26 protein-coding genes are annotated in these 22,338 nt (G+C 68.3%); 16 read left to right on the forward strand and 10 right to left on the reverse strand.

Annotation, left to right across the window (positions count from 1 at the left end; translation table 11 throughout):
* Window positions 1–23: 23 nt before the first annotated feature.
* Window positions 24–443, forward strand: coding sequence for a CBS domain-containing protein (locus tag NA8_RS03320; protein WP_063048863.1), 420 nt, complete (start codon window positions 24–26; stop codon window positions 441–443).
* A 13-nt stretch (window positions 444–456) separates the two neighbouring features.
* Here the strand turns inward: NA8_RS03320 and NA8_RS03325 are convergent, their stop codons facing one another.
* The 3 genes from NA8_RS03325 to NA8_RS03335 are packed head-to-tail and all read right to left on the reverse strand — an operon-like array spanning window position 457 to window position 2,015.
* Entirely contained in the window at window positions 457–1,176 is a 720-nt protein-coding gene (locus NA8_RS03325) for a metallophosphoesterase family protein (RefSeq protein ID WP_063048864.1), read from the reverse strand.
* Between the two features lie 5 nt (window positions 1,177–1,181).
* On the reverse strand, window positions 1,182–1,451 hold the full coding sequence (locus tag NA8_RS34835; RefSeq protein WP_063048865.1) for a BON domain-containing protein: 270 nt from the start codon (window positions 1,449–1,451) through the stop codon (window positions 1,182–1,184).
* Window positions 1,452–2,015 (reverse strand): nucleotidyltransferase, encoded by a 564-nt coding sequence (locus NA8_RS03335; RefSeq protein ID WP_063048866.1) that lies wholly within the window; start codon window positions 2,013–2,015, stop codon window positions 1,452–1,454.
* Window positions 2,016–2,157: 142 nt separating this feature from the next.
* Here NA8_RS03335 and NA8_RS03340 point away from each other — a divergent pair, with 142 nt between their 5' ends.
* Window positions 2,158–2,457, forward strand: coding sequence for a ChaB family protein (locus NA8_RS03340; RefSeq protein ID WP_063048867.1), 300 nt, complete (start codon window positions 2,158–2,160; stop codon window positions 2,455–2,457).
* The gene (locus NA8_RS03345; RefSeq protein ID WP_063048868.1) at window positions 2,444–2,956 is read left to right on the forward strand and encodes a DUF6328 family protein; all 513 of its coding nucleotides are present in this window, start codon (window positions 2,444–2,446) and stop codon (window positions 2,954–2,956) included. Before NA8_RS03340 ends, NA8_RS03345 begins: the two co-directional genes overlap by 14 nt.
* 16 nt (window positions 2,957–2,972) lie before the next feature.
* On the opposite strand, the gene NA8_RS03350 is transcribed toward NA8_RS03345, so the two are convergent.
* Window positions 2,973–4,184: a glycosyltransferase gene (locus tag NA8_RS03350; RefSeq protein ID WP_063048869.1), complete on the reverse strand. Its 1,212-nt coding sequence runs from the start codon at window positions 4,182–4,184 to the stop codon at window positions 2,973–2,975.
* 378 nt (window positions 4,185–4,562) lie between these two features.
* Here NA8_RS03350 and NA8_RS03355 point away from each other — a divergent pair, with 378 nt between their 5' ends.
* The 4 genes from NA8_RS03355 (at window position 4,563) to NA8_RS03370 (ending at window position 7,117) form a co-directional block, all read left to right on the forward strand.
* A complete protein-coding gene (locus tag NA8_RS03355; protein ID WP_063048870.1) occupies window positions 4,563–4,976 on the forward strand; it encodes an STAS domain-containing protein in 414 nt (137 codons plus the stop codon).
* 86 nt (window positions 4,977–5,062) lie between these two features.
* A complete protein-coding gene (locus tag NA8_RS03360; RefSeq protein WP_063048871.1) occupies window positions 5,063–5,746 on the forward strand; it encodes a PAS and ANTAR domain-containing protein in 684 nt (227 codons plus the stop codon).
* Window positions 5,747–5,964: 218 nt separating this feature from the next.
* The gene (locus tag NA8_RS03365; RefSeq protein ID WP_245663653.1) at window positions 5,965–6,342 is read left to right on the forward strand and encodes an ATP-binding protein; all 378 of its coding nucleotides are present in this window, start codon (window positions 5,965–5,967) and stop codon (window positions 6,340–6,342) included.
* On the forward strand, window positions 6,332–7,117 hold the full coding sequence (locus NA8_RS03370; protein WP_063048873.1) for an RNA polymerase sigma factor SigF: 786 nt from the start codon (window positions 6,332–6,334) through the stop codon (window positions 7,115–7,117). Before NA8_RS03365 ends, NA8_RS03370 begins: the two co-directional genes overlap by 11 nt.
* 27 nt (window positions 7,118–7,144) lie before the next feature.
* On the opposite strand, the gene NA8_RS03375 is transcribed toward NA8_RS03370, so the two are convergent.
* Window positions 7,145–7,441 (reverse strand): hypothetical protein, encoded by a 297-nt coding sequence (locus NA8_RS03375; RefSeq protein ID WP_063048874.1) that lies wholly within the window; start codon window positions 7,439–7,441, stop codon window positions 7,145–7,147.
* A 170-nt stretch (window positions 7,442–7,611) separates the two neighbouring features.
* On the opposite strand from NA8_RS03375, the gene NA8_RS03380 reads away from it, so the two are divergent.
* The 7 genes from NA8_RS03380 (at window position 7,612) to thpD (ending at window position 13,481) form a co-directional block, all read left to right on the forward strand.
* Window positions 7,612–7,959: a hypothetical protein gene (locus NA8_RS03380; protein ID WP_245663654.1), complete on the forward strand. Its 348-nt coding sequence runs from the start codon at window positions 7,612–7,614 to the stop codon at window positions 7,957–7,959.
* 446 nt (window positions 7,960–8,405) lie between these two features.
* Window positions 8,406–9,116 carry a response regulator transcription factor gene (locus tag NA8_RS03385; RefSeq protein WP_063048876.1) on the forward strand — a complete coding sequence of 237 codons (711 nt, stop codon included), beginning with the start codon at window positions 8,406–8,408 and terminating at the stop codon, window positions 9,114–9,116.
* 55 nt (window positions 9,117–9,171) lie between these two features.
* A complete protein-coding gene (locus tag NA8_RS03390) occupies window positions 9,172–10,212 on the forward strand; it encodes a sensor histidine kinase (RefSeq protein WP_063048877.1) in 1,041 nt (346 codons plus the stop codon).
* Window positions 10,213–10,439: 227 nt separating this feature from the next.
* Entirely contained in the window at window positions 10,440–10,898 is a 459-nt protein-coding gene (gene ectA / locus NA8_RS03395; protein ID WP_245548964.1) for a diaminobutyrate acetyltransferase, read from the forward strand.
* Window positions 10,895–12,172 (forward strand): diaminobutyrate--2-oxoglutarate transaminase, encoded by a 1,278-nt coding sequence (gene ectB, locus NA8_RS03400; protein ID WP_063048878.1) that lies wholly within the window; start codon window positions 10,895–10,897, stop codon window positions 12,170–12,172. Before ectA ends, ectB begins: the two co-directional genes overlap by 4 nt.
* Window positions 12,169–12,567 carry an ectoine synthase gene (locus tag NA8_RS03405; protein ID WP_063048879.1) on the forward strand — a complete coding sequence of 133 codons (399 nt, stop codon included), beginning with the start codon at window positions 12,169–12,171 and terminating at the stop codon, window positions 12,565–12,567. The genes ectB and NA8_RS03405 overlap by 4 nt, the downstream gene beginning before the upstream one ends.
* A gap of 8 nt (window positions 12,568–12,575) precedes the next feature.
* Complete coding sequence (thpD, locus tag NA8_RS03410; protein WP_063048880.1) at window positions 12,576–13,481, forward strand: ectoine hydroxylase; 906 nt, start codon at window positions 12,576–12,578, stop codon at window positions 13,479–13,481.
* 98 nt (window positions 13,482–13,579) lie between these two features.
* On the opposite strand, the gene NA8_RS03415 is transcribed toward thpD, so the two are convergent.
* The 3 genes from NA8_RS03415 to NA8_RS03425 all read right to left on the reverse strand — a co-directional run bounded on the left by NA8_RS03415 (window position 13,580) and on the right by NA8_RS03425 (window position 17,997).
* A complete protein-coding gene (locus tag NA8_RS03415) occupies window positions 13,580–14,743 on the reverse strand; it encodes a lactate 2-monooxygenase (protein ID WP_245663655.1) in 1,164 nt (387 codons plus the stop codon).
* 62 nt (window positions 14,744–14,805) lie between these two features.
* A complete protein-coding gene (gene erm / locus NA8_RS03420) occupies window positions 14,806–15,618 on the reverse strand; it encodes a 23S ribosomal RNA methyltransferase Erm (protein ID WP_063048882.1) in 813 nt (270 codons plus the stop codon).
* 294 nt (window positions 15,619–15,912) lie between these two features.
* Window positions 15,913–17,997, reverse strand: coding sequence for a tetratricopeptide repeat protein (locus NA8_RS03425; protein ID WP_063048883.1), 2,085 nt, complete (start codon window positions 17,995–17,997; stop codon window positions 15,913–15,915).
* A 311-nt stretch (window positions 17,998–18,308) separates the two neighbouring features.
* Between NA8_RS03425 and NA8_RS03430 the strand changes: the two genes are divergently transcribed.
* The gene (locus tag NA8_RS03430) at window positions 18,309–19,391 is read left to right on the forward strand and encodes an NAD(P)H-dependent amine dehydrogenase family protein (RefSeq protein WP_063048884.1); all 1,083 of its coding nucleotides are present in this window, start codon (window positions 18,309–18,311) and stop codon (window positions 19,389–19,391) included.
* Entirely contained in the window at window positions 19,388–19,879 is a 492-nt protein-coding gene (locus NA8_RS03435) for a carboxymuconolactone decarboxylase family protein (RefSeq protein WP_063048885.1), read from the forward strand. Before NA8_RS03430 ends, NA8_RS03435 begins: the two co-directional genes overlap by 4 nt.
* A 16-nt stretch (window positions 19,880–19,895) precedes the next feature.
* Here NA8_RS03435 and NA8_RS03440 read toward each other — a convergent pair whose 3' ends face one another.
* A complete protein-coding gene (locus tag NA8_RS03440) occupies window positions 19,896–20,603 on the reverse strand; it encodes a hypothetical protein (protein WP_063048886.1) in 708 nt (235 codons plus the stop codon).
* A 77-nt stretch (window positions 20,604–20,680) separates the two neighbouring features.
* A complete protein-coding gene (locus tag NA8_RS03445; protein WP_063048887.1) occupies window positions 20,681–22,243 on the reverse strand; it encodes an amino acid permease in 1,563 nt (520 codons plus the stop codon).
* Between the last annotated feature and the right edge of the window lie 95 nt (window positions 22,244–22,338).

Below are 22,338 nucleotides of genomic sequence, written 5' to 3' on the forward strand. Positions count from 1 at the left end.
GAGAAGTCCCAGGAGGGATCCCGATGACAACAGCACGGGACATCATGACCGTGAATGTGGAATGCATCCGGTCCAGCGACACCGTGGTCGCCGCCGCGCAGCGCATGGCGGAGTTGAATGTCGGCGCCTTGCCCATCTGCGGCGAGGACGACAAGCTGAAGGGAATGCTCACCGACCGCGACATCGTGGTCAAAGTGATCGCTCAGCGCAAGGACCCGCTCGGCGTCGACGCGGGCGAACTCGGAGGCGGGGAGCTGTTCACCGTCGAAGCCGACGACGACGTGCGCAAGGTCATGTCGGTCATGTCGCAGCATCAGGTACGCCGTGTACCAGTGTTGGAGCAGGGCAGGCTGGTCGGCATCATCGCGCAGGCCGACGTCGCCACCGCCGTCGACAACACCCAATCGGGCAGCACGGTGGAGGCGATCTCGACCGACTTCTGAGCTGGGCGTTTCCTCAGACCGTGGCCGGGTGCATGTCGTAGACCGCGTACGCCGCTCGGATCACCGGCTGGGCGACATTGCGCACCCGGATGCCGCCCGGAGTGGTGCCGCGCTCGGTCCCGGCGTGCGCGTGACCGTGCAATGCCAGGTCGGCGCCGTTTTCGTCGATCGCCTCGCCGAGCAGGTACGAACCGAGGAATGGGTAGATCTCCCTCGGTTCGCCGTGCAGCGTGTCGCTGATCGGGGAGTAGTGCGTGAGCGCGATGGTGATGTCGGTGCGCAGCGCGGCGAGCGCTTCGCCGAGCGCGGCGGCCACGTCCACGGTGTGCGCGGCGAATTCGCGCATCAAAGGTTCGCCGAAGACGCTCGCGCACTTGCCCGCGAACCCGCCGCCGAAACCTTTCGTGCCCGCGACCCCGAGCGTGCTCCCGTCGACGTTCAACGTCACCGAGGTTCCTTCCAGAACGGTGATGCCGTGGTCGGTCAGCGCGGACGCGATCTCGCGTTCGGCGTCGCCGTGATAGTCGTGATTGCCCAGGACGGCCACGACCGGCAGGCCCAGGTCGGCGAACTCCGCCGCGACCACCCGGCCTTCGTCGGCGCTGCCGTGGCGTGTCAGGTCGCCCGCCAGCAGCAGCACATCGGCTCGCTCGGACAGGCCCTCCAGGGCGGGTCGCCATTGCCCGCGCGAATCCACGCCGAGATGTACATCACCGACGGCGGCTATCCGCATGCGGCTCAACTCCTTTCGGGTGCGTCCGGCTGCAGCGTCTCGGTCTCGACGGGTGCCGTGGGACGGTTGACATGGACGTCGTTGTGGATCCGCGCGTGCGGAAGCTGCTCGTGCACGACGGTTTCCATCTGCTGCTTGCAGCTCTCGCTGCTCACCTCACCGCCGAGTGCCACGACGTCGCCACGAATGGTCACCTGCACGCCGAGCTCGGCGGTGCGGGGATCCTCGGCCAGCGCCCGGCGCAACCGTGCGACCAGGTATTGCGGCTGCTCCATCTATTCCACCTTTCCGGTGCGGGTGATGCCGAGATCGTCGAGCAGGCCCATGAAGGCTCGCGCGTAGGGCGAGGCCTTGGTCTGTTCGCGCACCGCCTCCCAGTCCACCTGCTCGCGCAGGTCGCGCGCGATGTGCAGAATCGGGCTGAGATCCAGGCGGTGCGCGTCGAAGACGAGCATCTTGTCCACCATCAGATCGGTGCCGCTGATCACCGGTGCCTTCGCAGGACCGATTCGCATCTCGGTGGCCCGGTCGAGCAATTCGTCGGTCACGTCGCGATCATTCGGGCGGTGGATGACATCGACGAGAATGTCGTCGGAGTAGACCTTGCGCAACCAGTTCTCCGGCGGGTCGCACACCCGCAGGCCCGCGCGGGCCAGCGTGTGGATCGCTCGCCCGCTGTCCTCTGGTTTGACGAAGATGTCGACGTCGTGCTGGGAGGTGGGGCCGCCACGGGCATAGACCGCGCAGCCGCCCGCCACCGCGAATCGGATATCTGTCGCCGCCAACGCGTTCACCGTGCGGGTGAGCGCATGCAGCAGCTGATCGGTGGTAACGGCCATGCAGCGGTGGTACCCGGCGGATACCGGGTTAATCGGCGTTTCACCGGGTATGCGTCCGGATATCCGGAGGGCCCACGCGGCGGCGCACCCGGGCTTTCGCACCACTCCGGACCACCGGCCTCGGAACGGGAGAGGAGCGATTATGCCCAAGACGACAGCACGCGGCGACGTCGAGCAGTCGGAGTTGCCGAGCACGCTGCAGCGGTCGGAGGAGAAGGCTCAGCGCACCTTCGCCGAGGCGCACGACGCCGCGCTCCAACAGTACGACGGCGACGAGCAGCGCGCCTACCGCGTCGCCTACGCCGCACTGAAGTCCAAGGAGCACCTGCTCGACATCGCCCGGCGACTGGACATCGCCGGTCGCTCGCGGATGACCACGGACGAACTCGTCGAGGCGCTCGAGAAACGCAATCGCCGGGAGTCGGCGCGTGCCCGAGGATGAGGACGACGCCTGGGCGCGTCGCGCCCGTGGCGAGACCGAACTCGAACGACTGGACCGGAACTGGGGCAGCCTGATCCAGGAGTTGCGTGTCGTGCAGACCGGCGTGCAGTTCCTCTTCGGTGCGTTGCTGGTCCTGCCGTTCCAGGCGTCGTTCGGCACACTGTCACCGGGTATGCGAGCGCTCTATATGGCCACCTTGGCCGCGGTGCTGGGGGCTACGGTGTTCCTGATCGCCCCGGTGTCCTGGCATCGCATCCTGTTCCGCCGTCACCGCTTGGGCAATGTCGTCGCGGCGGCGCACCGGTGCGCGATGGCGGGCGTAGCACTGCTGGGTCTCGCGTTGATCGGCGCGGTGATCCTCGTGGTCGACTACGTGACGGGGACGGCCGCGGCAGTGGGGGCCGGCGTCGTCGCCGTCGCGTTGTTCGTGGTGACGTGGCTCATCGCGCCGTGGCGCTGGCGCAGCGGCTCCGAGGATGTCCGCGCCGACCACTCTTGACGCGAACACTCCCGAGTCAGCGAGCCCAGGAGACCACTTCTCCCGCGTGGGCGGGGGCGCCGCGGTGATAGGCGCTGAGCGTCTCGGTCGCCACCCGATCCCAGGAATTCCGGCTCGCGGCCCGCTGATAGCCTGCGGCGCCCCAGGTTTCGCGGAGCGTCGAGTCCATGAGCAAGGGACGCACGGCCCGGACGATCGCGTCGGGTTCGGGCGGGGCGACGAATCGTCCGGTGACGCCGTCGACCACCGTGTCCAGCAGACCGCCGACGGGCGTGGCGATCACCGGCTTGCCGCAGGCCATCGCTTCCAGGGCCACCCGGCCGAACGGCTCGTACCAGGGCGTGCAGAGCACCGCGTCCGCGGAGCGGTACAGCCGCGGCAACGTCTGCCGCGTCACCGTTCCGGCCAGCCGGAGACGCTCGCGCACACCGTGATCCGAGGCGAGGCGGCGCAGCCGGCGACCTTCGGCGTCGTCTTCGTCGTCGGCGGCGGGGGCTCCCACGATCACCAGTTCGGTGTCCGGGAGGTCCTGCAGCGCTCGGATCACCGGGTCGAATCCGCTGCGCCGCACCAACTCTCCGGACGCGAGCAATCGGTGTGTGGCGTGCCGATCGGCGACCGCGCCCTCCGGGGTGAACGCGGTGAGGTCGACGCCGTGCGGTACGATCGTGGTCCGGAACCGCGGCACACCCATCCGGGCCAGCTCCGCGACCTCGTCGGAGCAGGTCGCCACCACGTGCGCGGCCCGCGTCGCGATGAGCCGCTCGAATCGGATCCGCGAGCGCGGACTCGGGTCGGCGAGTCCTTCGCAGCGCCGCTGCACGGTGCCGAGGCCGTGGAAGGTCAGCACCACCGGGATGCCGTGGGCGCGCGAGGCCAGCTCGGCGGCGAGTCCCGATTTCCAGTAGTGCGCGTGCACGATATCCGGTCGTTCGGCGGCCCAGTGCCGCCGCAGGACCGTGCCGAAATCCCCGAGGTAGGGCAATGTCCGATCGCTCGGCAGCGGGGTGGGCGGTCCCGCTGCGACGTGCACCACGCGATAGCCGCCCTCGGCGAGCAGCTCGGCGGGGGCCCGCGGACCGATGCGCCGGGTATAGACCGTCACCTCGTGCCCGCGGCGCGCGTAGGCCGCCGACAATTCGGCCACGTACGCACCGCGGCCGCCCCCGTCGGCAGGGCTCCCGTCGGCGAGGGGGCTGGCGTCTTCGGAAACGATGGCAATCTTCACCGGGTGCTCCGTTCTCGTCGCGGGCGCCGTGCGGACGCGCTCATCCGCGCGCTTGCCCTACGACCGGCATCGCGTGACGTTCGGGAATATGTCGAGGTATGCCCGGAGACGCGCCGATGAAACCCCACGTCAGCGGGCAGATCGCGAGCCGAACGGTCGGTTTTTCCCGGTTTCGGGACCACCGGCGACGGGTCACGTTCTCCTACCGAACGCTGTCGGGAACGTGTCGACCGTGCCACACTGTAGGAAGGTTGAGATCACAGCCGACCCCGGTTCGACGCATTCGGCGCAGCCGGTCGATGGGACGGCACGGCAACCGATTCGCCCTCGTCCCGGCCGCCGCGGAGGACTGGAAACCCCCTACACGGGAGGTTCGACTTGTCTGCCATTTCTCTGCTACGAGAGCATGCCGAGGGCGTGCATCTCAATGGTTCGGGACCGGGACGTCGTCGGGACAACCGGTTGTGGGCACAGCGGGTGGATCGCCGCCGCGAATGCGTGGTGGTCCGAGTCGAAGGCGAGTTGGACGCCGCCGTGTCGGCCGAGTTCTTCGAGACGGTCGACCGGGCCTTGCAGTCACCGTGTGATGCGGTGGTGATCGATCTGCGCGCGGCGAGGTTTTTGAGCCTGCGCGCGGCCGCGCGGCTCGGCACGCTGCGCAGGGACGTGATGGGGCGTCCGGATCTGCGGATCGTCGCGGGCGGACCGGGAGTGGAGCGAGCACTCGAGGTGACCGGCGTGCGATCGTTGTTCCCCCGTTACTCGTCCATGCGGACAGCACTGGACGCCTGAGCCGGAGGCCGCCTCGAAGCCCGTGCCCGCGGTGTGACCCCCCCGATCCGGTCACACCGGGTGCATTGGCATCGGATACTTCTGCGGTGAGTGAAAGCAGGTCGGTCCAGCCCGAGGAGGCGCTCGCGCTGGATCGGGTGATCGGTACGGGAACGCCGCAGAGCGTCGGCGGTTTCCGTTTCTGGTTCGCCGACCAGCGATGGGAGTGGTCGGACGAGGTCGCGTCGATGCACGGCTACCGACCGGGGTCGGTGACGCCGACGACGGAGTTGTTGCTGACGCACAAACACCCCGACGACCGCGAGGCGGTGGCCAGCGCCTTGGCGCGATCGATCGCCGACGCGGAACCGTTCTCCAGCAGGCATCGCATCATCGATACCGCAGGCGCGGTGCATCACGTGATCCTGGTCGCCGATCGGATGACCGACGAGGGGGGCCGGGTGGTCGGCACTTCGGGCTATTACATCGACGTCACCGGCACCCTCGCCGAACACCGGCAGGAGGCGCTGGACGACGCCCTGCCCGAGCTGTACGCCGCCCGATCGGTGATCGAACAGGCGAAGGGCGCGCTCATGCTGATCTACGGCATCGGTCCCGAGCAGGCTTTCCGGGTGCTGAGCTGGCGATCGCAGGAAACCAACGTCAAGCTGCGGATACTGGCCGCCCGGCTGGTCGCCGATCTGCCCGGTCTGACCGGTGTCCCGCCCGGGCTGCGCACCGAGTTCGACCATTTGCTGCTCACCGCTCACGAGCGCAGCGCCGCCGACTGACCCGCGTTTCGATCCGGTCGCGGCGGGTACGTCCTCGACGAGGAACGCGGCGGTATTTCTGCTCCACAGTCCGCGGCGCCTGCGGTGTTCCGGTGGTCGAGGAAAACCGCAGCGGTACGCAGGCCACGGTGGAGTGGCTGTGAGGACAAGGTGGTGATGGGCAAATGGGGGAGTGGACTTCCCGATCCTTTACCGACACAACGACTATCGGTGTACGGGTGCCCGCCCGGCTGGAGCAGCTGACCATGCTGCGCGCGCTCGCCGAGACCGTTGCCCTCATCGCCGACTTCGCCCTGGACGAGGTGACCGACATCCGCCTGGCGCTCGACGAAGTGGCGACTTCCCTCATTCTCGACGCTGCGGCGGGCTCGACGATCGACTGCGAGTTCACCTACGACACCGACAAGATGTTCGTGCACGTCTCGTCGGTCGCGGTGACCGAGTCGGTGATGGGTCATGCCGGCCTGGGCTGGCACATCGTGCGCACGCTGAGCGACTCGATCGCCGCCGCGCAGGGGTCCTACGACAGCGTTCGCGGGGGATATCCGACAGTGATCGATTTCAGCTGGGTGCGGGGTGCCCGCAATGGCGGGTGAATCGAGGTCGCGTGGGGACACCTACGACAACATCGAGCCGCTGTTCGAGAAGATCGCCGCATTGGAACCCGGCGACGCGCGGCGCGAGGCCATGCGCTTGGAGCTGATCGAACGATGCCTGCCCCTCGCCGAACACATCGCGCGGAAGTTCTCCGGGCGCGGCGAGAACTTCGATGACCTGCTGCAAGTGGCGCGGCTGGGGCTGGTGCAGGCAGCCGACCGTTTCGATGTGTCGCGCGGGTCGCCGTTCCTGTCCTTCGCGGTCCCCACCATCATGGGCGAGGTCCGGCGGCATTTCCGGGACAACACCTGGGCCGTGCGGGTGCCGCGCCGGACCAAGGAGATCCAGCTGAGCATCGGGCCCACGGTCGAGACGCTGTCGCAGCGATTGGGCCGGATGCCGCGGGCCAGGGAGATCGCGGCGGAGCTGGAGGTCGATCTCGTCGAGGTGACCCAAGCGCTGATCGCGGGCAACGCCTACCAGTCGGCGTCCATCGACGCGGTCGCCGGTGAGGACGCCGAGAGCGCTCCGCAGCCGCTGCTGGACAGCCTCGGCATCGAAGAGCCCACCTACCACCTCGTCGAGGACGTCATGGCCGTCCAGCCGCTGCTCGGTGAGCTCCCCGAACGTGAGCGTCAGGTGCTGATCATGCGATTCTTCGAATCGTTGACGCAGAATCAGATCGCCGAGCGGCTCGGGGTCTCGCAGATGCACGTCTCGCGCATTCTGTCCCGGACCTTGAATTCGCTGCGCGAACAGGCGATGCGGGACTGACCCAGGGTCGGCTGCATCGGATTCGGCCTACACCGGATTCGGCGGAGCCGGGTCCGGCGACGGCCCGGGCAGGCCGGGGTCCGGCGAGGGGCGGCCGGGGTCCGGTATCGGAGGCGTCGGCGCGGGGCCGGGTGCGGGTGGCCGTGGCGCGGGACCGGGCACCGGCGGCAGCGGATTCGGATCGGGTTCCGGCGGAACGGGATTCGGATCCGGAATGGGGTCCGGCTCGGGAATCGGCGGTACCGGGTCCGGCTCCGGGATGGGCGGCACCGAATCCGGATCGGGTGTGGGCGGGACCGGCTGTGCCGCGGTGTGACTGGACATGCCAACTCCTTCTCGTACGGGCGAACATCGGCCGGTTACCCATCGGCCGCCGGACGAACCGGTCTGCCCCTCGCGTCACCCGCGGTCCGGCCGACCAGTTTGCGGAAGTTCGCGGACGGGTATCAAGACAGGAACCGGACAACAGATGCCGATGGCTCGAGGAGCTCGTCATGACCGACCAGCGCCGCCCAGGCACCCGGAATCCGCGGTTCGGACCGGGTGGGCCAGGGTTGTCGCCCCATGCTCGCGGTATTTCCGTCACGAGGAACCACGACGTTATCCGCCGCTGGGCCGAGCAGCGCGGCGCACGGCCTGCGACTGTGCCGGGCAGCGAGTACGACGGACGGCTCGGGGTGCTGCGTTTCGACTTTCCCGGGTACGGAGGAGCGGTGCTGCGCCGGGTGGACTGGGACGAGTGGTTCGCCACCTTCGATGCCCGTAGATTGCGCTTCTGGTATCAAGAGCCCGGCGCCGGCCGTCCGCCGAGCAACTTCAACCGTTTGGAGCCGCCGCGATAGCCGGTGGGCCGCTGGCACTGCCGTGAGACCGATCACCTGCGAGCCTCCGCGATCGTCGTAGCCGGAGTGTGTGACACACGGCACGCTGTCCTGGCGGGCTTCGCACTCGGTCCTGCGCGCCGCACAGGTTGCGGCTCGTTCGATCGTTCGAGCTAAATAACCTGCTACCAAGGTCCTTTCGGGGACGGAGACCTCTTTTGCGCACTGCACGCGGCGCGCGAGAGCCGCGCTGCGCCACCGCCCCGCTGTCCGGCGAGCCGGGCGGGCGTATAGCGTCGATGGAAGGACGAGGAAGCCCCGCGTCGGTCTGCCGGACGTTTACCGGCGGGGCACCGGGGTACTCGAAATCGAGCAAAGGTTGCTCGAAAAGCGGAAGGTCGCGTCGGTATGGGGATGCGGTTGTCCGCATCGTGACGCGCTTGCGCATGTCTGCAAGGGATAGGGTCTTGAGCGCAAACCTGATGATCGTGGAAGACGACGACCGGGTCCGTGGTGCGTTGCGGCTCGCTATGGAAGACGAAGGGTACGACGTCGACGAGGCGGAAGAAGCCGAGGACGCGCTCACTCATCTGCGCAGCAATGGTGTTCCCGATGTGATGATCGTCGATCTGATGCTCGGCGGCATGGACGGCTTCGAATGTATCCGCGAGATCCGCCGCGACCACGACGTCCCGATCATCGTGGTCAGCGCCCGCGACGACACCCACGACGTGGTGGCCGCGCTGGAGGCAGGCGCCGACGATTTCGTCACCAAGCCGTTCGAGATCAAGGAGATCACCGCCCGCATGCGCGCGGTGCGCCGCCGGTCCCGGCTTTCCTCCGAACGGGAGACGCCCCAGGAGATGGTGCTCGAGGCCGACGACACGGCCCCGCTGGTCCTCGCTCAGGACAGCGGTGTGGTGCGCCGCGGCGACGAGGAGATCCGGCTCACGCTCACCGAGTTCCGTTTGCTCTGTGAGCTGGCCGAATCTCCGGGCCGTGTGCTCAGCCGCACGGTGCTGCTCGAACGCGTGTGGGACCGTGGATTCTTCGGCGACGAGCGAATCGTGGACGTGCACATGCGCCGGTTGCGCACGAAGATCGAACGGGATCCGTCCGATCCACGCATCGTGGTGACGGTGCGCGGGCTCGGCTACCGCCTCGATGTGCGGCGCTGAACGCTGTCTCGACGCCGAACGCTGGAGTCCGAACGCTTGGAGTCTGCGCGCCCGGGTGACCGCCGTCTTCGCGACGATTGCCGCGCTGATGTCGCTGGTGCTGGTCGTCTCGGTGTTCGTGATCAGCCGTGGCTATCTGGAAGCGCAGCGGCCGCACGCGGGCAGCGAATCGCCGGGAGACCTCAACGCCGATCTCGATCTGCTGCGCAATGTGCTGATCGGCTGCGCCGTGGTGGTCACCCTGATCGGCGCCGCGGTGGGCTGGTGGGCGAGCAGGCGAGTGCTGACCCCGCTGCACCAGCTGGCGGGCACGGCCGCGCGGATCGCCTCCGGCGACCTCGACCAGCGGTTGCCCGCGACCGACGACCAGGACCTGGCGATCACCGTCGAGGCGTTCAACACCATGGTGGACTCGCTGCAACGGCGCATCGAGCGGGAGCACCGGCTCTTCGGTGACGTCAGCCACGAGCTGCGTACGCCGCTGACCACCTTGATGGCCGGTGTCGACGTGCTCAACCGGCATCGCGGCGATCTGCCGGAACGTTCGCAGCGGGCGCTCGGCCTGGTCACCGCCGAAGTCGAGCATCTGCGCAAGCTGCTGGACGATCTGCTCGCCCTGGCGCGGGTGGAGGCGCGGATGCACCACGGCGACGCCGAACCCCTGTCGGTGCGCGACCTGCTGGTCCATACCCTGGCCGATCGCCGCTACCCGGGCGAGCTGCTCTCGGTACGCCAAGACGTCACCGTGCGCGGCCGCAAGGTGGAGCTGGAGCGGGCAGTGGCCAATCTGCTGCACAACGCCGACCGGCACGGCGGCGGTGTGGTCGCGGTCACCGTCGACCGCGATGGCACCGAAGCCGTGCTCACCGTCGACGACGCGGGCCCCGGAGTACCGGCCGTGGATCGCGACCGGATATTCGAACGCTTCGCGACCGCCCGCAGTGGCCGCCGCTCGCCCGACGGGACCGGCATCGGCCTGGCGCTGGTCGCCGAGACGGTCGCCACACACGGCGGACGGGTGCATTGCACAGACCGCCCTGGCGGGGGCGCGCGATTCGTCGTGCGGTTGCCCCGGCTCGGTGACATCCAACCGTAATACGACCGTAAAGAAGTCGACTGGTTCACCTCAAAGTCGCTTCGTAAGCCTGGATAAGTACTGCTGATCGACGAGGGAGTTGTATGTCAGTGCCAACCCTGTCCCCAGCGGAGATCGAGCGATCGCGCGTCGGCAACGCCGCTGCCGCTCTCGGGGCCACCCCGTCTCGGAAGGACACCGGACCCGCCGTGGTCCTGCGCACGCCCCGCCTGGGTGACGGCGCTCCGATGTGGCGCATCGCGAAGGATTCCGCGGTGCTCGACCTCAATTCGAGCTACGCGTACCTGATGTGGTGCCGCGATTTCGCCGGAACGTCGGTGGTCGCCGAACTGGACGGCCGCGTCGTCGGCTACGTGATCGGGTTCGTCCGCCCGCAGGCGCCCGACACCGTCTTCGTCTGGCAGATCGCGGTGGACCGCTCGCAGCGAGGACGCGGGATCGGTGCCGAGCTGCTCCACACGTTGCTGAACAGTGTTGCGGCGCAGGGCGTTTCAGTGCTCGAAACGACCATCTCACCGGACAACGCAGGCTCTATCGCCCTGTTCACGTCGGTGGCGGCGGCCCGGGGCGCGGATCTGACCAAGCGCCCCCTGTTCGACGCCGGCGTCTTCCCCGACAGCCATGCACCCGAAGACCTGTATCACATCGCCCCGACCGCCCGCACCACCGAGGAGGATCACCGATGATCAACGCCGACACCACCGTTTTCGAAAGCCTGGAGTCGAACGTGCGCGGTTATTGCCGTGCCTGGCCCACCGTGTTCACCACGGCGAAGGGCAGCTGGCTGCGCGACGAGGAAGGCAAGGAGTACCTGGACTTCTTCGCGGGCGCAGGCGCACTGAACTACGGCCACAACAATGACGTGCTCAAGCGCTCGCTGCTGGACTACATCGCGAGCGACGGCATCACCCATGGCCTGGACATGTCGACCGCGGCCAAACGCGAACTGCTGGAGACGTTGCGCGACACTCTGTTCACCCCGCGCGGGCTCGACTACAAGGTCCAGTTCCCCGGCCCCACCGGCGCCAACGCGGTCGAGGCCGCGCTCAAGCTGGCGCGCAAGGTCACCGGTCGCGAGACCATCGTCAGCTTCACCAACGCATTCCACGGCATGACCCTCGGCGCGCTGTCGGTCACCGGCAACGCCGCCAAACGCGCCGGCGCCGGTGTGCCGTTGGTGCACGCCGCGCACATGCCCTACGACGGCTACTTCGACGGCACCACCGCCGACTTCCAGTGGATGGAGAAGGTGCTCGACGACACGTCGTCCGGCTTCGACCGCCCGGCCGCGGTGATCGTGGAAACAGTGCAGGGTGAAGGTGGCGTCAACGTCGCCCGCGCGGAGTGGCTGCGGCACCTCGCCGGCCTGTGCGCGGAGCGGGAGATCCTGCTGATCGTCGACGACGTGCAGATGGGCTGCGGCCGCACCGGGCCGTTCTTCTCCTTCGAGATCGCGGGCATCACGCCCGATATCGTCACGCTGTCGAAGTCGATCGGCGGCTACGGCCTGCCGATGGCGCTGGTGCTGTTCAAGCCGGAACTCGACGAGTGGTCCCCGGGCGAGCACAACGGAACGTTCCGCGGCAACAACCCCGCGTTCGTCACCGCGACGACCGCACTGCGCCACTACTGGTCCGACGACGCCCTGCAGAAGGCGACCGAGGTCAAGGGCGAGAAGATCGCGCGCACCCTCGGTGAGCTCGCTGGATACTTCCCCGGGGTCTCGACCCGTGGCCGCGGATTGGTGCAAGGCGTGGTGTTCGACGATCCCTCGCAGGCGGGCAAGGTCTGCCAGATCGCCTTCGAGCGCGGGCTTCTGGTGGAGACCTCCGGTTCCACCGACGAGGTGGTGAAGCTGCTGCCGCCGCTGACGCTCACCGACCAGGAACTCGACCAGGGTTTGCAGATCCTCACCGGCGCCGTCGAGTCGGTGTGCGGCGGAATGGGGGCGATGGCATGATCGTGCGCAGCACCGCGGAGATCACCGGCACCGAGCGCGATGTGGCGGGCGAGGGCTGGCGCAGCAAGCGCATCATCCTCGGCGGCGACGGCGTCGGCTTCTCCTTCCACGAGACCACCATTGACGCGGGGACGGTGCACGAGTTCCACTATGTGCATCACGTGGAAGCCGTGTGGCTCGTCGAGGGCGAGGGCACGCTGACCGATCTGGACAACGGCGTCACCTACGAGCTCGCACCCGGTTCGATGTACCTGCTCGACGGACACGAGCGGCACCGCTTGGAAGTGCGCACCACGATGCGGATGATGTGCGTGTTCAATCCGCCGGTCACCGGGCAGGAGGTTCACGACAGCAACGGCGTCTACCCGCTGGTCGCCGCGAACATCGGAGGTTGAGAACACCCATGGTTCTGCAGCACACCGAAACCCGGCCCGAGACGGCCCGCTACGATCGCTACCCGACCCGTCTCGGCACGCCCGCTCCGCATCTGGAGCGCGCCGACCCCGCGGTGTGGGGAGAGATCGAGAGCCCGGAGCTCGCCTCGTTCGACGCCGACGGGTTCGCCATCATGGACCAGCTGCTCACGCCCGACGAAGTGGCCGAGTTCAGCGGCGAGATCAGCAGGCTCGCGAACGATCCGGCCCTGCGCGACGACGACCGGGTCATCGTGGAGAAGTCCTCGAACCGGGTGCGCTCGGTCTTCGAAGTGCACGAGCTGAGCGAGGCGATCGCGGAACTGGTGCGGCAGCCGCGGGTGCTCCGGCTCGCCGAGCAGGTGCTGGGGTCGCCGGTGTACGTGCACCAGAGCCGGGTGAACTACATGCCCGGCTTCCGCGGCACCGGCTTCTACTGGCACTCCGATTTCGAGACCTGGCACGCCGAGGACGGCATGCCCGCGCCGCGTGCGGTGAGCCTGTCGATCGCGCTGACCGACAACTACCCGATCAACGGCAGCCTCATGGTGATGCCGGGCTCGCACCACACCTTCGTGCCGTGCCTGGGCAGCACCCCGGCCGAGCACTATCGGGAGTCGTTGCAGGAGCAGGAGATCGGCGTGCCGACGACCGACGACATCACCGCGCTGGCGAACCGCTACGGGATCAGTCAGTTCACCGGCCGGGCGGGCTCGGCGCTGCTGTTCGACTCCAATCTCATGCACGGGTCGTCGAACAACATCACGCCGTTTCCGCGATCGAACATCTTCGTGGTGTTCAACAGCGTGCACAACACGCTCGTCGAACCGTTCGCCGCGCCCGCGCCGCGACCGGGCTACATCGGCAGCCGCGACTTCACGCCGCTGTCGGCCTGAGCCGGAGCCGCCCCGCGCGTGCGGCCCGCCCAACCGCTGGGCGGGCCGCACGCGCGGGGCGTTTCGCACGGCAGCCGCCGATCTCGCGCACGCACGGGTCAGGTAAGCCGTCGGATCGCTTCCGGACCCAGATCCGCGATCGTCGGGTACCCGTCCACCGCCATCAGCAGATCCGCCTCGGCGAGCAGCGAACGCACCACGTGCACGAGGCCGTCGACGCCGCCGAGGGCGAGTCCGTACGGGTAGGGACGGCCGATCCCGACGGCCGTCGCACCGAGCGCCAGCGCTTTGACGATGTCGGCGCCGGTGCGGACGCCGGAGTCGAACAGCACGGGCAGACCGTCGGCCGCCGCCGCCACCTCGGGCAGATGCTCGATCGCCGGGATACCTCCGTTGGCTTGCCTGCCGCCGTGATTGGAGCAGTAGAGGCCGTCCACGCCCGCGTCCTTGGCTCGCCGCGCGTCGTCGGGATGACAGATGCCCTTCAGCACGAGCGGCAGCTTCGTCAGCGACCGAAGCCATGCCAGGTCATCCCAGGTCAACGCGTTGCCGAAGAGCGAGATCCAGGTCAGGATGGCGGTCTTCGGATCTTGCTCGGGTGGACTGGACAGCAAGCCGCGGAACACCGGATCGCTGAAGTAGTTGGCCAGGCAGTGCCCCCGCAACTGCGGGAAGTTGGATATCGCCAGATCGCGCGGGCGCCAGCCGGGCACCCAGGTGTCCAAGGTGACCACGATGGCCTTGAAGCCTGCCGCCTCGGCCCGCTGGACCAGGCTCTGCGCGAGGTCCCGGTTGGTTGGGGTGTAGAGCTGGAACATTCCGGGGGTGTCACCGAACTCCGCCGCCACCTGTTCGAGTGGATCCACGGCGAGGGTGGAGGCGACCATCGGGACGCCGGTGCGCGCCGCGGCCTCAGCGGTGGCGATGTCGCCGTGCCCGTCCTGGGCGCACAATCCGATCACCCCGACCGGGGCCAAGAAGACCGGCGTAGGCAGCGTCATGCCGAACAGCTCGATCGAGAGGTCTCGCGTCTTGTTCGCGCGCAGCATGCGAGGGACCAGGCCCAGTTTCTCGAAAGCCACCACGTTGGCACGCTGGGTGAGTTCGTCGCCGGCTCCGCCCGCCACATACGACCAGATGCCTGGCGGTAGCGCCGCCTGGGCCTTCGCTTCCAGCTCGGCGTAGGTCATCGGGAAATCGGGCAGCACACCTGCGAGGCCCTGGAAATAGATCTCGTTCTGATAGTCGCCGAAGTTGGTCACGCCGCTCCTGTCCTCGTCTCGATGCATGAATGTATCCGATACGTTCCTGTAGCGAGCCCGGTTCACGCGCGCAGTGCGCTGTACAGGATCAGCCAGCGATCGGGTGAGACCAGCCCGACCGGCTGTTCGAGCGAGATCCCGGCTGCCCGGCAGGCACTGTGCACCGCGCGAGCGGGGAACTCCCGGCGCAACGACGCGGCCACACTGCCCCCGACCCCCGAGAAGCCCAGCTCGACCAGCCTGCGGTACTCGCCGATCCGTTCGCGCGGCAGCAGCGGAGCCGGCCGGGTGCGCAACCGCAGGATGGCGGCATCTACCCGCGGAACCGGATGGAAGCTGAGCCTGCCGACGCGCGCACCCAGCTCGATCGCCGTCGTCGGCCAGTGGCCGACGGTGAGCTTGGTCCATCGCCCGTAGTCGCCGGAGTGCTTGCGGGCGAATTCGAGCTGGGTGAGCAGGGTGGCCGAGGTGAGTCCTCGGGCGGCCAGACACCAGCGCACGATGTCGGTCGTGCGGCCGAACGGCACGTTGGCCACTACCGCGAACGGCTGACGCGGCGGGCGCACCGTGCGGAAATCGCGGTGGTACAACCGAATTCGCGGATCGTCGGCGTATCGGCGGCGTAGCAGTGCCGCATAGCGCGGATCCTTCTCGTATGCCTGGACACGGCCGCCCGCCTTCAGCAATTGCCTGGTCAGCATGCCGTCGCCGGGTCCGACTTCGAGGACGAGGTCGTCGGCGGTGATGCCGGAGGCGCGCACGATCAGCCGGGCGGCGCCGGCATCGGTGAGGAAATTCTGCGACAGCAGTTTTCGCGTGTTCGAGGCGACGGCCGCACTGCCGCGGGCACGCGAGAGGGAACGATGGTGGGACATGGGTGTCCTCCGAACGGAGTGGTCGAATCGGGAAGGTCGATTCGCCCGGACCCATGCCGGGGCACGAAGAACCCGGCGGCCGCTACCGGCCGCCGATGCGGATACCGCTCGAACGGATCAGGAGATCGGAGCGATACGGTGCGCCGGCAGAACCCGGGCCTCCGTACGCAGCCGGATGTGATACGCGCCGACCGCGTACGCTCCGTTCACGCCAGGACTGCCACACATGTCCCGCAACGTACGACATCCGCGCATCCCGGTGCCACTTCTTTCCCGCGGGGTCGGGGGTGGGATTCAGGGGGATGTCGGCTGACCCACCACGTCCGCGTCTTGTAGCTCGGCGGCGAATGTCCGCCAGGACTTGGCCTCCGCGTGTTTGCCGAGCTGGTCGAGCAGATCGGCGAGTTCGGCGATGGCCCGCGGCTCGCGGCGGTCGGCGGCGGTGCGCCACCAGGACTCGGCTCCGACGGGATCGCCGCGCCGTAGTCGAACCATGCCGAGTTCGTATGCGGCGCCGGCATGCCCGGCCTCGGAGGCCTGCGCCCACAATCCGCACGCCTGGTCCTCCTCGCCCCGGCGGTACATCGCTACGCCCAGGTCGTAGAGCGCACCACGATATCCGGGATCGCCGGACTGCTTTTCCTCGCTCGCCCGCGGCGGCGCATCGACCGGGGCGGGGTGTTCGGCGAGTCGTGGTAGCCCGTCCGAAGCCTGCGGGGCGTCGGGTTGGATGCCGGGCGCGGCGATCGGCGTACTCGCCGCGGGAGGAGTGCTCGTCACCAGCGGGCCGATCACTCCGGCGGGTGTATTCGCTGCGGGCGGCGCCGTCTGCGACACCGGTTGGCCGGAGAATTCCGACACGTCCGGTGCGGGATTCGGCTTCGCGGCGCCGGGATCGGCGAGCGGAGTGTCTGCCACGGGCTGCGGGTGGGTGCCGATGGGGTCGAATGCGCGATAGGGGTCCGCTGCGGTCCGGGGGTCCGCGACCGGCGAGCCGGAATCAGTGTGTGGCCCTTTCGCCGCCGATCGAGAGGTGGCAGAGCCGGGGGAGGGTTCGGCGGGATGCGGGTCCTCCTGCGGAGGCGCAGACGCAGGAGGCGAAATCTCCGCCTGGGACCTGGTGTGCCCGCCGTTGCGGGCGAACGCGCGAAAGGGGTCCGGTGCGCTCCAGGGGTTCGCGACCAGCGGGCTGGAGCCGGTGCGCGGTCCGTCGGCCCCGGGGCGAGGGATGGGCGGGAATTCCGGTGCGGGTGGCGTATTGCCGATCAGTGGGGCGGCTACCGGGCGTGCCGGGTCTTCTGGCGGATGCGTATGCGCGACCGGGGGGCCGAAGGCGCCGTACGAGTCCGCCGTGGATCTCTCGGTGCGAGGACGGATGTAGAAACCTTGCGCGGGTAGTTCGGCATGCGTCTGCGGATTCCGCCAGACGCCATTCACTTCGGACCGGCTGTCGGCGGTGCGTGGATCGGGACCACTGTGTGCGACGTCCGTCGCGGATTGCCCGGCGAACAGGCTCGGCGCCGCTTGCGGGTTGTCCGGGCTTGGGGAGCCGGAAGCAGAGTGTGGAGCTTCCGGAGTGGATCGTGCGGCGCGCGACGACTGCAGGTTCGGAAAAAGGCTGCCCGCTCGCCGGGGCCGCGTGCTCTGCGACGCTTGCCCGTTCCCGCCACCCACGGCCGCGGATGGATCGGCGGCAAGCCACTCGACCGCGGCCGCGGGTTCGAGCGAGGCCGCGGTCGCGTCGATCCGCGGAACCGGCATGGTCGGCGCGGTGGGCGGACCCGCCGAAGAAGCGGAAAGCGAGGGGGTCGGGCTCATGCCGATCGGAGTCGTCGCGGGTGTGGCGGCCGCCGACGGCTCCGGGGCGAGGGGTGTGGGAGCGGTAGAGACTTCCACCACCAGGTTCGCGAAGTTCGGCGGTCCCTCGCCGATGCTGCACCACAAAACGACGCGACCGTTGGGCTGGTGCTCGACAACGATGCCGTAGTTGCCCGCCCAGGACTTCTGCGTGCCGAATTCGTCCACCCAGACCGGTGTCAGGGTCACCAGGGTCACCGGCGCGGCGGGCGTGACGTCGAAGCTGACACCCGCCGCGAGCGCGTCGCTCCACGCGTCGACGCCGGCGAGTGAACGTCCGTGCAGGTCCAGGTGCCCGTCGACGACCGAGAGTCCCATCCCGAGCCCGCGCAGTCCGGCGGGTGGGGCCGCCGAGATCATCGTCAAGGTGACGGTGGTGGGTGCTGGGCCGACCTGTTCGGTGTACATCGGGTAGACCATGCTGCCGTGCCACCGAATCGGGTCCGCGCTCTGGTAGCGCGCGGCCAGCGGCAGCTCTTCGGGCGTATTCCGGGCAGCCCACGACGAATACCGCTCGTTCACTGTCGCGCGCCTGCCTTTCCACCCGATCCCGACCGCCGCCCCCGCGCCGGGCGGCGGGGTATACCGTACTCGCCGCGAACCACGACTGCTTTGCAATCCCCTGCCCGTAGGAAATGCCCCGAGCCCCAACGCTACCGGGGGGTTCGTCTCATTTCCCAATGGTGCGCAACGCCCCATGGTCAGCACCCGGCCATCTGGACAGCGGGGTCGCGCAGTGCTGTACTCGGCCACCCGGCAGCGTGGGCGACCGGCTCCGGAAGCGCTTCCGCGGAACGGCGAACAGTCGACCAAGCGCTTGCTACGCTCGATTGATGATCTGCACGGTGGTCTGGGGGACCGGCAATGTCGGCCGGGCGGCCATCCGGGCCGTCGAGGCCCACCCGGCGCTGCGTTTGACCGGGGTGCTCGTGCACGATCCGGCGAAGATCGGCCGCGACGCGGGTGAACTCGGTGGGCTCGGCCATGATCTCGGCGTCCCGGCCACCGACGACGTCGGCGGCGTTCTCGACGCGCACCCGGACGCGGTGGTCTACGCGGCTTCCGGCGATATCCGTCCCGACGACGCGCTGGCCGATATCCTGCGCGCACTCCGCGCGGGCGCGGTGGTCGTCACCCCGGCCCTCTACGCCCTCTACGATCCGCGCAACGCACCGCCGGAGGTCCGCGACCCGGTGCTGGCCGCGATCGCCGAGGGCGGCGGCTCGCTGTTCGTCTCCGGCATCGACCCCGGTTGGGGCAACGATGTGCTGCCCCTGCTGATCAGCGGGCTGGGCAGCACCGTGGAGACGATCCGCTGTCAGGAGATCTTCGACTACTCCACCTACGACCAGCCGGACTCGGTGCGCTACCTGGTCGGCATGGGCCAGCCGATGGACTATCAGCCGCCGATGCTCGCGCCGTCGGTGCCTACCATGGTGTGGGGCGGGCAGATCCGGCTCATGGCACGGGCGCTCGGCGCCGAACTCGACGAGATCCGCGAGACGCTGGACCGGCGTGCCCTGGATGCCACCGTCATCACGGCATCCATGGGCGAGTTCGCGGCGGGCACGCAGGGCGCCGTGCGATTCGAAGTCCAGGGCATCGTCGAAGGGCGGCCGCGTCTGATCATCGAGCACGTCACTCGCATCCATCCCTCCTGCGCGCCCGATTGGCCCACACCGGCCGACGGCGGCGCGGGTGCGCACCGGGTGATCATCGAGGGTCACCCGCGCATCGAGGTGACCGTCGAGGCCACCGACGAAGACGGCAACCGCTCCGCGGGCGGGAACGCCACGGCCGTCGGCCGCCTGGTCGGCGCCATCGACTGGCTGATGGCCGCGCGACCCGGACTCTACGACGCACTGGACATCCCGCTGCGGCCCGCGGCCGGCAAACTCGGAAGGAAGCACCCATGATCATCGATGTCCCCGAGGGGAAGGATCCGATCGGCTACGTCTGGGGCGAAATGGTTCCCGGCATCGGCGTCGCGGCCTCGAACTTCTCGCTGTCGGTGTACTCGCACAGCACGCTCGGCCTGCGCGAATTCGAGGCGGCCCGACTGCGCATCGCCCAGATCAACGGGTGCCTGTTCTGCATGGACTGGCGCACCGAACGGGACGGCGCCAAAGTCGAGCCGGAATTCGCCGACGCGGTCACGCGGTGGCGCACCACCGACGCCTTCGACGAACGCACCAGGCTCGCCGCCGAATACGCCGAACGCTACGCCACCGACCACCACAATCTCGACGAAGAGTTCTGGAACCGGATGTTCGCCCACTACACCCAGGCGGAAGTGGTGGAGCTGAGCATGAGCATCGGCTCGTGGCTCGCTTTCGGCCGGCTGAATCATGTGCTCGGCCTCGATTCGGTCTGCGTACTGCCCGATCATTCCGCCGGTCGATGAATCGGCGCCGGAGAAGCTAAGCCGGAATTCTCGACACCCAGGCGGGCTGCCCGTCGACCAGGCCCAATTCGAACTCCTCGGGAGCATCCAGCACGGCGCCGAGTTGACGGAGCGCTCGCTGCGCCGAGATCTCCGCCGGAAAACGGATGTATTCGAGGGTCGCGCCGGATATCCGGGCTCGGAATCGGTACCGGAATTCGACGTGACCCGCGTAGGTCAGCGCGATGCGGCCCTGCCAGTCGATGTCGTGCCTGCCGTCGGGACGCCGGGTGAAGAACACCTCCTGGTCGGCGACCGAGTCGTGCCCGAGCAGATAGATGTTGAACGCCAGGCATTCGACGTCGTCGGCGTGCGCGAGGGGCAGTGGATCGACCGTGAGACGTTGCGGCTGTTCGGACCTCAGCAGGAAAGGACGGCCGGGGGCTGCGGCGCGCAGCCCGGTGGCGTCGTCTTCGCCCCAATACGTGGACGACAGCGTGCAGCTGTGATAGTTCTGCCAGGTGATCGGCGACATCCAGCTCTCGCCGTTGTCCTCGTCGTCAGCGGCGTCGCGTTCGGCGTTGTACGCCGCGGAGCGCAGATGCAGATCGAACCACAGGCTGCCGGCCTGGTCCATGCGGCCGGTCCACGCGAACTCTTCGATCGCGTGCCCTTCCGGCCACGGATTTCCCGGGAACACAATTCTCCCGGCGGGCGAGAAACGCACCAGGTCGGTCCTTTCCATGCCGACACACCCTAGCGACCGAGACCGACAAACTCGACATGCCAGAACCGGGAAGCCGCGCCGTGCCGGGTTCCGCCTCAGGCGTTGGCCGGTGTCTCCTCCTCCGGTTGAGCGGCCGGAGGCTCGTCCACCGTCCGCTTCGGCCCGGTGAACCAGGTCCGGGCCGACACCAGCCACCAGATGCCGATCGCGCCCACCACGCCCACCAGGGTGATCGGGGCGTAATTCACGCTGCTCCAGGTGAATTCACTGTGCCAGGGATACCCGCGGGCGTCGGTCGGCAGGATGAACAGCACGCTGATCAGCGCGATCCAGATCAGCGCGACCGATCCGACCGGGCGGTACCACGACCCCAGTTGCCATGGACCGGTGCGGAATCGAGCACCGTGGCGCTGCCGCAGCAGGATCGGGATGCCGTAGGCGATATAGAGCCCGATGGTCGCGATCGAGGTGGCCGCGGCGTAGGCGGTCGGTGCGTTCGCCGGGGGTACCAGCATCGAGGGAATCAGCAGCACGAACGCGAAGAACGAGATGAACAGCACGGCGTGCACCGGCACCTTCCGCGGGGAAAGCCTCGACCAGAACTTCGACCCGGGCACCGCGCCGTCGCGGGCGAACGCGAACAGCATCCGGGAGGCGGAGGTCACCGAGGCATATCCGCAGAACAATTGCGCGATCGCCGCGATGATCAGCAGCAGTCCCGACCAGAACCCGCTCAGCGAGTTCTCCAGGATATAGATGACGGGGTAGCCGCTGTTCTTCTCCGGGTCCAGCGCATCGTCGAGATTCGGAATGGCGAACGTCACCGCCATGATGAGCAGATATCCGGCGATCGCCGACACGACGATCGTGTTGATGATGCCTTTGGCGGCCATCCGGGACGCGTCGTGCGTTTCCTCCGACATATGCGCCGAAGCGTCGTAGCCGGTGAATGTGTACTGCGCGTGCAGCAGGCCGAGCAGGAAGCTGAACGCGACCCCGCCGAATCCGATCGCGCTGTTGTCGACGGCCTCGGTGAAGACCCATCCGGCGCTTCGGTGGTGTTGCGCCCCGAAACCGAGGACGACTACGAAAATCGCCACGCCACCGACATGCCACCACGCGGACACATTGTTGATCACCGCCGACAGATGCGGGCCGAGCGCGTTCAAGACCGCGTGCAAGACCAGAATGGCGGCGAACACCAGGAAGATCGCGGTGCGGTCGGTGCCGATCTCGATCCCGACGACGTTCAGCACGACGGTGGTGAAGATGGCCGCGCCGTAATCGATCGCCGCGGTGACCGCGATCTGTCCGATCAGGTTGAACCACCCGGTGAACCACCCCCACACCGGTCCGCCCAGTTCGGCGGCCCACCAGTACAGCCCGCCCGAGGTGGGGTAGGCGGAAGCCAATTCCGCCATGGCGAGCCCCACGAACAGCACCATGATCGAGACCAGTGGCCATCCCCAGGACATGGTGATCGGGCCGCCGTTCGCCAAACCGATGCCGTAGCTGGCCAACCCGCCGGTCAGGATGGACACGATGGTGAAGCTGATGGCGAAATTGGAGAAGCCCGACCAGGATCTGGCGAGTTCTTGTTTGTAGCCCAGTTCGGCGAGCCGACGTTCGTCGTCGGAAGGGGGTCGGGTGTCGGTCATATCGTGCTCCCGGGTGAAAACGCTGCCCTCATATCGCGTTTGCCAGAAGATCAGTGTGCGGTACCGACCGGTCGACCGCAGGGCAACCAGCCAAT

The organism is Nocardia arthritidis NBRC 100137, from assembly GCF_001612765.1.
Classification (GTDB): domain Bacteria; phylum Actinomycetota; class Actinomycetes; order Mycobacteriales; family Mycobacteriaceae; genus Nocardia; species Nocardia arthritidis.